Source organism: Pseudomonas sp. GW821-FHT05D12, assembly GCF_059419825.1.
Genome location: NZ_JBWKSN010000004.1, coordinates 407,989 through 420,315 on the forward strand (window position 1 = coordinate 407,989; position 12,327 = coordinate 420,315).

Genomic DNA, 12,327 nt, shown 5'->3' on the forward strand with positions numbered 1-12,327 from the left:
TGCTGATTTTTTTGCGTTACCAGCCCCATGTGAACTTTCCATGACAGAAGTTCAGTCCGGCCCCTCGCCAACCGCCTAACCCTCATACGCGGGCGTGTCTTGCCCCTGGCGAATTAAAAACAAGGAAGATCTCCGATGGTCCGCTGCAAATCACCGGTAAACCGCACTGCCCAAGGCCAGAGCGCCCAGACGATCCTGCGCCTTAAACCGCTGGCCCAGGCCATTGCCCTGTTGATGGTGGCGAGCAACGCCCAGGCGGCCACGGCCTTCAGTTCCGGCTGGTTTGCCGACAAGGGCGCGTCCCAGGCGGCGACGGCGGCGCGCACCGGCGCGGGCCAGGTGCCGGGGATTCCATCGCTGAACCAGCAGGCGCGGGTCAAGCAGCAGTTGTCGCGCTCGATCAGCACGCTCAACACCAGCGTCGCGGCGATTGCGGCGCAACAAGCGGCGCAGGCGGCAGGGCGCCAGGCTGCCTTCGGCCAGGTCTCGACCGTTCCCGATGGCCTGGGCAAGGGCGGCCTGCAGGTCGATAACAGCCTCACCCAGGGCTGGACCAACGCCAAGGGCCCGGTGCAGACCCAGGCCGGCGGCAAAACCACGGTGACCATCGAGCAGACCGCCGACAAGGCGATCCTCAACTGGGAGACCTTCAACGTCGGGCGCAACACCACCGTGGATTTCCAGCAGCAGGCCAGTTGGGCCGTGCTCAACCGCGTCAACGACCCCAACGCGCGCCCCAGCGAGATCCAGGGCCAGATCACCGGCGCCGGCACGGTGATGATCATGAACCGCAACGGCGTGGTCTTCAGTGGTACCAGCCAGGTCAACGTGCGCAACCTGGTGGCCGCCGCCGCGAACATCACCGATGAGCAATTCACTCAACGTGGCATTTACGTGGACGCCACCGGCACCCAACCGACCTTCACCGATGCGGCGGGCAAGGTCGAGGTCCAGCGCGGTGCACTGATCCAGACCCACAGCCCGGCCACCTCCACCGATGCCGGCGGCTATGCCTTGCTGCTCGGCACAGAGGTGGAAAACGCCGGTACTATCAACACCGCCAAGGGCCAGGCGACCCTGGCGGCCGGCGACAGTTTTTACATCCGCAAGGGCGTCGGCACTACCGGCAATGACCGTTCGACCACCCGTGGCAATGAAGTGGCGACCAGCCCCAACGCCGGCAGCAGCGCCGGCAAGGTCACCAACAGCGGCTTGATCATGGCCTCCACCGGCGACATCACGCTGACCGGGCACCAGGTGCAGCAAAATGGCGTGGTCCTGGCCAGCACTTCGGTGGACACCCGCGGCACGGTCCATTTGCTCAACGCCGCCACCGACACCACCGGCAGCGTGATCCTGGGCGAGGGCAGCACCACTGCGATCCTGCTGGACAGCAGCGGCAGCACCGCGCTCAACAGCCAGAAAGGCAATGGCCTGGTCAACCTCGATGGCACGCCCGCCAACCTGGTCACCGGCGCGTTCAACAATCTCAGCGCGGTGGCCGACCGCACCGACCAGTCACGGATCGAGATCGTCAGCGGCGGCACCGTGGACTTCCAGAAAGGCTCGATCACCCTCGCCACCGGCGGCCAGGTCGCGGTCAGCGCCGCTGGGCGCAGCCTGGTGCGCGACGGCGCGATGATCGATGTGTCGGGTGCCGTCGGCGTCAAGGTGTCGATGGAATCCAACAACATCAAGATCAACGTGCAGGGTAACGAGCAGCGCGATGCGCCGGTCAACCGCGATGGCGGCCAGTTGATCAACAACGATGTGTGGGTCGACCTGCGCGAGCTGGTGTTTGTGCCGGCGGGCACCAACGGCTATGCCACAGACCGTTGGTACACCGCCGGCGGATTGCTGGAAGTCGGCGGCTACCTCGGCACCCAGGGCCACTCGGTGGGTGAGTGGATGGCCCTGGGCGGCACCGTGACCTTTACTGGCAAGGAGGTGGTGACCCAGCAGGGCGCGCAGATCAACCTGTCCGGCGGCACCGTGGATGTGCAGGCCGGTTATATCCAGCAGACCTGGCTCAAGGGCCCCAATGGCCGCTTGTATGAAGTCTCCAGGGCGCCGGGCGACATTCTCTATTCGGGTTTCTACAAAGGCTATGAAGACACCAGCGCACGCTGGGGCCAGACCGAGTACTACTACAACCCGCTGATCGCGCCGCAGCGCCGCTACGAGGCCGGTTATACCGTGGGCCGCGACGCCGGCAAGCTGGTGGTCGGCACCACCAGCGCGGTGCTCGAAGGCCAGTTGATCAGCGACGTGTTCCAGGGCGACCGCCAGACCCAGGCGCCGAACATCAACCTCGATGGCTACCAGCAATCGCAGAAGGCCCGGGCCCAGCGCGCGCAACTGATCATTGGCCAATACATCCCGATCTATAACAAGACCACGGGCACCTTGCGCTATGCCCTCAGCGGCAGCACAGACCAGGTCCTGATCGACAGCAATACGCAGAAGATTGCCGATGGCCTCGACCTCAGCACCGCCTTGCCGGCGGATCGCCAAGGCACGGTGGTGCTCGACAGTGACCAGCTCAATGGCTACCAGTTGGGCGCGGTCAAGGTTGGCGCCACGCAGCAGATCACCGTCAATGGCGCGCTGAAGGTGGCGGACGGGGGCGACATCACCCTGTTCGGGCCGGGCGTAGCCATCAATGCCAACCTCACGGCCCATGGTGGCAGTCTGAATGCGGGCAATATCCTCAGCCAGGTCGACCCGCTCAAGGCGGGGGCGGTCGGCGATACGATCCTGGCGGGCAACGGCCGCCTCGACGTGGCCGCCGGCGTCAGGCTCGACACCAGTGGACGCTGGAATAACCTGCTGCTGGACCCTGCCGACGTGGGCGGCGTGGCCTCGGTGAACGGCGGCAAGGTGTCGTTGCGCAGCACCGGCAATGTGCACCTGGCGGCCGGCAGCGTGGTGGATGCATCCTCCGGTGGCAGCCTTGGCCTCGACGGCAAGCTCGTCGGCGGCAAGGGCGGTGACGTGACCATGGGCGCCCTCGGCAACCTGGCCCTGGACGGTGAAATCCGTGGCTATGGCGTCAACGGCGGCGGCACCCTGGCGTTGCAGGCACGCAAGGTGCAGATCGGCGCCAGCGCCACCGCACCGACCGCCGACACACTGAAACTGGCGGGCGATTTCTTCAACAAGGGCTTCTCGGCCTATGACATCACCGGCAACGAAGGTTTGCTGGTCACCGACGGCACGCGCGTGGATGTGACCACGCCGGTCTATCGCCTGGGCGAGCAGACCTCCGCCAGCCCCACGGGCAGCGACCCGGCCACGGCCCTGGAGCGCTGGACACCGGCGCTGTATCAGGAAGACGCCACCAAGGGCGTGCTGACGCAACGGCGCGGCGCCAGCCTGACCTTGACGGCAGGGCATCAGGAATCCACGGCGGCCGAACTGGCGACGACCACGCTGAATGTGGGCAAGGGGGCGGTGATCAACGTCGACCCTGGCCAGGGCATCAACCTGCGCAGCGTCGGCCAGTTGACCCTGGACGGCACCCTGAACGCCTGGGGCGGCAGTGTCAGCCTGGGCGGCTTGACGGTTCCGGCTTCCGAACTGGTCAACGCTGGCGGCCACGGTCGTTCGATCTGGGTCGGCGAAAACGCGCTGATCGACGTCGCCTCGCGGGCCGTCACGGCGGTGAGCAATCGCGGCAGTGTCTACGGCCAGGTCCGCAATGGCGGCACCATCAGTATTGGCGGCGACATCGACCTGGCCACCGGGATTGCCAAGGCCAGCGACCTGTTTGTGGTGGTGCGCGACGGCGCCCGCCTGGACGCCTCCGGTACGCAGGCGACCCTGGATATCCCGGGCCAGGGCCGGGTGCAGGTGGCAAGCAATGGCGGCCGCATCAGCTTTGCGTCCAACAACGGCCTGTACCTGGATGGCAGCTTTGTAGCGCGTGCCGGTGGTGCAGGGGCGGCGGGCGGCAGCTTGTCGCTGGCGCTGGAAACTCCGTACTACGCCATGAGCGCCGTGACCGACCGTGTGCTTAACGTCCGTGAACTGGTGCTCAGCCAAGCCCACCAGGGCAGCGCATTGCCGGGCAGCACCGACGCGGCCGCCGCCAGCCTGGCGTACGGCCATGGCGCGCTGGGCGTGGACCAGGTGCGTGCCGGCGGGTTTGACAACCTGGCCTTGCTCAGCAATGGCCTGCTGAGTTTTGACGGTGATGTGTCGCTGAACATGGGCCAGAGCCTGCGCCTGTACAGCGGCGCCATGGGGCTGACTGAAACGGCGGCGGCCAATTCCCGTATCAACCTGTCGGCGCCTTATCTGCTGCTGGCGGGCATCCTCGCGCCGCTGGACCCCAACAAACAACAATACCTGCATCCGGTGTTGACCAGCGGCATGTCTCAACATGACAGCCAGGCGCTGTTCAATGCCTCCGGCAACCTGGTCGATGTGCGTGGCAATGTGCTGTTCAGCAACAAGAGTGACCTGACCCTGAGCGATAGCAGTCAGGTGAGTATCGACCGTCGCGGCTTCGATGATGTGCAACTGACCAGCCAGGGCGACCTGCGGTTTCTGGTGGGGGCGGGTGCGGATGTGATCGCTACCGGCATCAGCACGCAACTGATGACGCGCGGAGATATGACCTTGCGCGCAGCCCAGCTGTACCCGGCGACTGAGGTCGGCGCGAGGGTGATGGCGGGCTATCTGGACGCTAACAATGACACTACGGGATACAACTACGACCCGACACGCATCCTCACCATCGCCCGTACCGGCAACAGCACCGCTGCCGTGCCGTACTCGGCGTTCGGTCGCCTGCAACTGGGTGGTCCGACCATCAAGCAGGGCGGGGTGGTGCGTGCGCCGCTGGGGCTGATTGAGATCGGCAGCCTGGGCTCCAGCAAAGTTGAACTGCTGCCGGGCAGCCTGACCTCGGTGAGCGGCAGGGGCCTGGTGCTGCCTTACGGCGGTACAGTGGACGGCCAGATCTATCAATACAACGGCAAGACCGTGACGTTCCTCGGGCAGGGCGGGATACCGACGTTGAACGGTGGCCTGCAGGTCGGCGTGGTCCTCGGCGGTGAGTCGGTGGCGGTGCTGCCTGAGGCCACTGTGGACCTGTCCGGCGGCGGCGAATTACTCGGCGCCGGGTTTATTTCCGGGCGCGGCGGTTCTACCGACGCCCGCTACAACCCGTTGATGCAAATCGGGGCCAACGGCGGTTTTGTGCTGCCGGGCCTGGGCACCAACCCGGTCTACGCGATTGTGCCCGGCGTGCAGCCCGGCTACGCACCCATGGCGCCGGAGGGTGGCGCGGTCGACCCGTTGATCGGCCAGCAAATCACGATTGGCGCAGGAGTGCCGGGGCTCGCGGCGGGCACCTATACCCTGATGCCGTCGACGTATGCCTTGATGCCCGGCGCATTCCGAGTCGAAATCAACGGCTTGGCCGGGGCTGCAGGCGTGGGGCCGACCCAGCAGATGCGCAACGGCTCGTGGTCGACTGCGGGGCGGCTGTCCATCGCCAATACCGGGATCAGCAACAGCATTGCCAGCCAGTTGATCCTCACGTCGGCCGATACCTTGCGCCGTTATTCCCAGTACAACGAAACCAGTTATGCGCAGTTCGCGGTGGCCGACGCCGCCAGGCTCGGCGTGCCTCGGGCGATGCTCGAGCGGGACGCCAAGACCCTGGAGTTGGCCTTGCGGCCGGGGGCCGGTGCAGATGCCTTCTCGTTCCAGGGGATCGGCCGTTTCGATGCGGCTGCCGGCGGTTACGCCGGTACCGTGGCGGTGCTCAACATGGACAACAGCGAAATCGAAGTGGTGGCGGCAGGCAATGCGGCCACAGCGGATTTCGCTGGCGTCACCGTGGATGCGGCGAGCCTCAATGCCCTGGGTGCCGCACGCCTGATGATTGGCGGCATGACCCAGGTCTCGTATGGCCAGAACGGTGGCTACATCAACCTGGCGAATATGCCCAGCGGTTCGGTCACCCTGCGTACGGGGGCGACGTTGGCCGCGCCGGAAGTATTCCTCTTGAGTGCTGACGGGGAAATCGTGGTGGAGCAGGGCGCGTCGATCAATACGATCGGGCGCGGCAAGGCCAGCTATGACGCACGTGATGGTTTTGTCTACAGTGTGGGCAATATGCTCGCAGTCTCCAATGGGTTGCTCAATGTGGTCAGTGCGCCCGCGGGTAGCAGCAGCGGCGGGATCAAGCTGGGCACCTGTGCCAGCGCCCCTTGCAGCGGGCAAACCGCTCTCTACTCCGAGGGCAGCATCGTCGCCTTGACTGACAAGACCCTGCTGATGGGCGACGAGGTGCGTTACGGCACCCGGCACCTCAACCTCGGCGTCGCCAGCATCAACGTCGGCAGCCCGCAGGCCCTGGCTGACGCTGCCGCAGCCAATCGCCTGCCGGCGGGCCTGACCCTCACCCAGCAAGTGCTCGACCGCTTGCTGCGTGGCGACACCCAGTTCGGCGCCCCGGCCCTGGAGACCCTGCAACTGTCGGCACGCGACAGCTTCAATTTCTACGGATCGACCACCCTCGACACCTACGACGCGATCACGGGCAAGTCCCTGTTGAACAACCTGATGCTCTCCACCCCGGCGATCTACGGCGCGGGAGGCGCGAATGATGTGGCCACCATCCACACCGCCAACCTGATCTGGCAGGGCGCCGAGGCAGCCCCCGGCACTGTGGTGGCTGGCGGTGCCGGCACCGGCAGCGGGCGCCTGGACATCAACGCCGAGCGCATTACGTTCGGCTATGGCGAGTTTGCCCAGGCCAGCACCACCGCCACCTTGAACCGCCTGGCGCTGGGCTTTGCCAACGTCAACCTGAATGCCAGCGAGCGCATCACCGCCAACCACAAGGGTAGCCTCTCGGTGTACCAGAGCCAGGGCGCCTACGACGCGATCAAGGGCTTTGCCTACAGTGGCGGTAACCTCAATATCCTCACGCCACTGATGACCGGCGAAGCCGGCTCGGTGAACAAGATCACCGCCGGTGGCGCCATTGATGTCAGCGCCTCGTCGGGGCCGGTGGGCAAGGTGGAGGGGCTTGGCGGCGAGTTGTCGCTGCAGGGCGACAGCTTGCGCCTGGCCAGCGCGGTGGTACTGCCCAGCGGCAAGGTGACCCTGGGCGCCCGTGGTGATGTGGTGCTGACCGACAACGCCTCGATTGATGTGTCCGGTCGCGCCATCGTGTTCGACGACCTGACCAAATACAGCGCGGGCGGCGACGTGGTGTTGCAAAGCAGCGCGGGCAATGTGCGGCAGGCCACGGGCTCGACCATCGACCTCTCGGCCACCTTCAACCAGGCGGGCAAGCTGCGCGCCGTGGCGGTGAGCGACGCGGCGGGCACCGTCGACCTGGCGGGCAAGATCCTCGCTGGCAGCAGCGGCTACTACGATGCCGGCGGCACGTTGGTGCCTTACCTGGCCGGCGCGGTGGAGATCCAGGCCCAGCACCTGGGCGGCAGCGGCAGCCTGAGCGAGCGGTTCGCGGCCCTTAACCAGCGCCTCAACCAGGGCGAGGTGTTTGGTGCGCGCAGCTTCCAGCTCAAGCAGGGCGACTTGACGATTGGCGACGGCGTCAAGGCCAATACCGTCAATGTCTCGGTGGACAATGGCAGCCTGCTGGTCACCGGCCGAGTGGACGCCAGCGGCGAACGCGTCGGCAACATCAACCTGGCCGGCAAGAATGGCCTGACGCTGGCCGGCACGGCGGTGCTCGACGCCCATGGCACGCAATTGCGTGTCGACAGCTACGGCAAGATCATCGATTCGCCGAACCGCGCCAGCGTGGTCCTGGGCTCGGGCACTGGCCCGCTGACCCTGGCCGACGGAATGCGCATCGACCTGCGCCATGGCACCGAAACCGCCACCGGCAATGACGGACGCAACCGGGGCACCCTGGAACTGAATGCGCCCCGCGTGGGCGCCAATGACATTGCCATCGACGCCAGTGGGCGCCTGACGATCCAGGGGGCACGTTCGATTGCCCTCAACGGCATGGCCACCTACACCGATGCGCCGGTCGGCACAGACACCACGGCCACCGGCCGGCCGTATCAAGTCGTCACCCAGCAATACCTGGATGACCTGCATGCGTTAAGCACCACCTACATCAATGCGGCGCTGAGCAATACCAACCTGACGCAGACCAAGCTGGCCGGCCTGAACAACGCGACCTACGGCGATACCTTCCACTTGCGCCCCGGTGTGGAAATCCGCAGCAACACCGCCGACGGCGACCTGGTCGTGCAGGGCGACCTGAACCTGTCCGGGTATCGCTACGCCAGCCTCAAATCGGTTCAGCCCACCGAGGCCGGCAGCCTGACCCTGCGCGCCGGAGGCGACCTGAATATCTACGGCAGTATCAACGATGGCTTTGCAGCGCCGGCCGCGACTGCGGATGACAACGGCTGGGTACTGCGCGCCGGTGTCGACTTCACCGGTGGCACGGTGGTGGTACCGGGCAACGGCGTGACGCTGGCGGACGGCACTACGTTCCCCGGCGGCGTGGCCCTCAACTTCGACATCTCGATCAAGGCCCGCAGCCTGCCGGCCGGCACCCGCTTGCCGGCGGCGGCAACCCTCAATGCGACCCTGGCACTGCCGGCCGGTACCGTGTTGGCGGGCGCGGTGCGTAATGCCGCGGGGACCGTGCTGTACCCGGCGGGAACGATATTGACCCAGCGCGTGAGCTTGCCGGCGGGCAGCATCCTGGACGCCGGCACCGTGCTGGTCAGCCTCACCAGTGTGCGCATCATGACCTGGCCTGCGGGAGTGCCGTTGCCGGGGGTATTGGGCAGCACCGCGACGGTGATCCTCAATGGCACCAAGCCGCTGCCCCGTGGCGCGTTGTTGCCGGTGGGCACCAACGTCAAGTTGCCGGGCAATGCCACCTCGGTGCAACTGCGTGTGCCGGGGGCGGATGGGCAAGGCAAGTTGTGGGCGGCGGCGCCGATGCTGCCCGCGGGCTCCGAGGCCTGGTCGATGCGCCTGGTGGCCGGTGCCGACACCCAGGCAGCCGATAGCCGAGCGCTGCAACCGCAGCCGCAGGCCGGTAACCTGCGCCTGGCCGACAGCCACTACAGCGTGTTTGGCCCGAGCAAGATCGTCGGCGGCAGCACGCGTTTCAGCGTGATCCGCACCGGTGCGGCGGACCTGGAGTTGCTGGCCGGCGGGGATTTGAGCATGGAATCGCTGTTCGGCGTCTACACCGCCGGCAGTGCCACGACCGCCACAGCCGGCAGCCCGGCGGGCGCCTGGTTCCCGGAGGGGGGCGGCAACCTGTTGTTGAAGGTCGGCGGTAACCTGACCGGCAACATAACCAGCAAGGCGCGCTCCACGGGCGGGCGTCCGGTGACGACCGATGGCGAGGTGGATTCGGCCAACGTCGGCAATTGGCTGTGGCGCCAGGGCAACGGCTTGAGCGGCAGCCAGGCGCAATCCACCGCGTGGTGGATCAACTTTGGCGCGATGGTGCCCGTCGCGGGCCTCGCGGACCGGATGGTGGGCTTCACCGGGTTCGGCACCCTGGGCGGCGGCAACCTGAATGTCGAGGTCGGTGGCGATGCGGGGATGCTCAAACCGCTGACGGGCTACGTGGCCGCCAACGTCAGCCCGCGCAGCACGGGCCTGGTGCTGGCGGTAGGCAGCACCGGGCGGGTCGCGGCCGATGGCAGCCTGCAACTCACCGGGGGCGGTGACTTGAACGTGCGGGTGGGCGGGGCGGTCAATCCCGGCAGCCAGATTGCGCTGGAGCATCTCAATGGTGCGGTGGTCGACCTGCGCGGGCATGTACAGATGACGGGCGGCGCCCTGGGCAGCTTGACGCTGCGCTACGGCAGCCAACCCAAGGATCAAAGTCCCAGCGAAATCCGCGCCTACGATCCGAGCCGCTCGACGTCTGCGGCCGCGACCGGGGGCTGGAGCCTGCTGCCGGGCGATGCGACCTTCAATTTGTCTACGCGTGGGGACCTGGTGCTGCAGGACGTGGCCGATCCGGGGCGCGCGCCGCAGATGAATGTCCTGGCGTATGAAAACAATGGCGTCAGTGGCGTTGGGCAGAGCTGGTTCAGCCTGTGGACCGACCGCACGGCCATCGACCTGTTCTCCGCCGGGGGCAATCTCACGCCGTTGACCGATACCGCCGAGTCGGATCTGGCGGCGGTGTATCCGGCGACGCTGCGTGCAGTCGCGGCCAACGGCAGCCTGTATTACGGCCGCGCTTCGACGTTGAACACGAACGTATTGCCGCCGCTCAAGGCGCTGGTATTGGCGCCGTCGACCAACGGCCAGTTGCAACTGCTGGCGGGGGATTCGATCTATGGCGGCGACCTGACCATCAGCCGTTCCAGTGCGGCGCCGGACACCTTGGCGAGCATCCTGCACCCGGCCTTCCAGGGCTTTATCGGCGGGCGAGCGGACGTGGGCAGCGGCAACGTTTCCACCGACGCCAACGTTGCCAGGCTAGGCATTTCGTTCCCACTGTTTGCCTTTGGTCCAAACACCGCCAGCACCCAATGGGGGGATGCCCTGGAGCCCGCGCGCTTCTATGCAATGACGGGGGATCTGCTGGGGGTCAACAGTGGGCGTACGCTGACGATGACCACCGCCGACGATCCGCGTCTTGGGCAAACCTATTTTGAAGGCGCAGGCCCGGTCTGGATGCGGGCCGGGCGCGATATCGTCAGCAGCGGTACCGGCCTGGCAGGGGCCAGCGGTGGCGACGACAGTACCGGTAGCTACACCTTTGCCGGCAACCTGTTCGTGCACAACAGCCCCACCGATATCTCCATCGTCAGCGCCGGTCGCGACATCCTCTACAGCAGCTTCAACGTCGCCGGCCCCGGCAATCTGGAAGTGAGCGCCGGGCGCAATATCCTGATGGACGACAAGGTCGGTATCACCAGCCTGGGCGCTGTGGCGGCGGGCGACACACGCCCCGGCGCGAGCATCGTGATGCAAGCCGGCGTCGGCGCCAGCGGCCCGGATTACCGCCGCTTCGTCGAACCGTACCTGAACCCCGCCAACCTGGCGCAACCGGGCGAGTCGTTGCAGGGCGCCAAGGTGGCCAAGACCTACGAAAACGAACTGGTCGGCTGGCTGGCCGAGCGCTTCGGGTTTGTCGGCAACAGCGAGCAGGCCCGCGCCTACTACGCCAGCCTGCCGGCCGAGCAACAACGGGTGTTTGCCCGCGACGTGTACTTCGCCGAACTCAAGGCCGCCGGCCGCGAGTACAACCAGGACGGCAGCGTGCGCCAGGGCAGCTACCTGCGTGGCCGCGCGGCGATTGCGGCACTGTTCCCGGACAAGGACGTGGCCGGCAATCCGCTCACCTACAAGGGCGATATCACCCTGTTCGGCGGCGCGGGCGTGCACACCAACTTCGGTGGTTCGATCCAGATGCTCACGCCGGGCGGCAGCCAGACCTTCGGCATCGAAGGCGCCGCACCGCCGTCCACCGCCGGTGTGATCACCCAGGGGGCCGGCGATATCCAGCTGTATTCCCTGGGCAGCATCCTGCTGGGCCAGAGCCGCATCATGACCACCTTCGGCGGCTCGATCATGGGCTGGACCAGCGAAGGCGACATCAACGCCGGTCGCGGCTCCAAGACCACCGTCGTGTACACGCCGCCCAAGCGTGTCTATGACAACTGGGGCAACGTCGGCCTGTCACCATCGGTGCCGAGTACCGGTGCGGGGATCGCCACGCTCAACCCGATCCCGGAAGTGCCGGCGGGGGATATCGACCTGATTGCGCCGATGGGCACCATCGATGCGGGCGAGGCGGGCATTCGGGTGTCGGGCAACGTCAACATCGCTGCCTTGCACGTGGTGAACGCGGCCAACATCCAGACCCAGGGCAAGTCGTCCGGGGTGCCGGTATCGGCCACCGTCAACACCGGGGCCATGAGTTCGGCCAGCGCGGCAGGGGCGGCGGCGTCCCAGGCGGCGGAAGACGCGGCGCGCAGCCAGCAGACGGCGGCCAAGCAGGGCCGGCCGTCGATCATGACCGTGGAAGTGTTGAGCCTGGGCAGCGAGCCCTTGCCGCAAGAACCGGCGCCCGCGCAGAAGACCTCGGGCTACAACCCCAACAGCCCGGTGCAGGTCCTGGGCGCGGGGCCGCTGAGTGAACAGGCGCGGGCCCGCTTGACCGACGAGGAGCGCAAGCAGATCAGTTTGTAGATTTACAGAAGGACCTCTCGATGTACCTTTGGGGCGATCAATGATCGCCCCGTTTTTTTGGCTGCTGCCCGGACCTGTTTAGGGTGCTGGCTTGCCTGATATGGCATCACCTGGGTGTGCCTGATGTACCGAGGTGCCTGC

General features: G+C 66.5%; 1 protein-coding gene. It reads left to right on the forward strand.

Annotation, left to right across the window (positions count from 1 at the left end; all coding sequences use genetic code 11):
- Window positions 1-135 precede the first annotated feature (135 nt).
- Window positions 136-12,186: a filamentous hemagglutinin family protein gene (locus AC07SI_RS09885; protein ID WP_495005639.1), complete on the forward strand. Its 12,051-nt coding sequence runs from the start codon at window positions 136-138 to the stop codon at window positions 12,184-12,186.
- Window positions 12,187-12,327 lie beyond the last annotated feature (141 nt).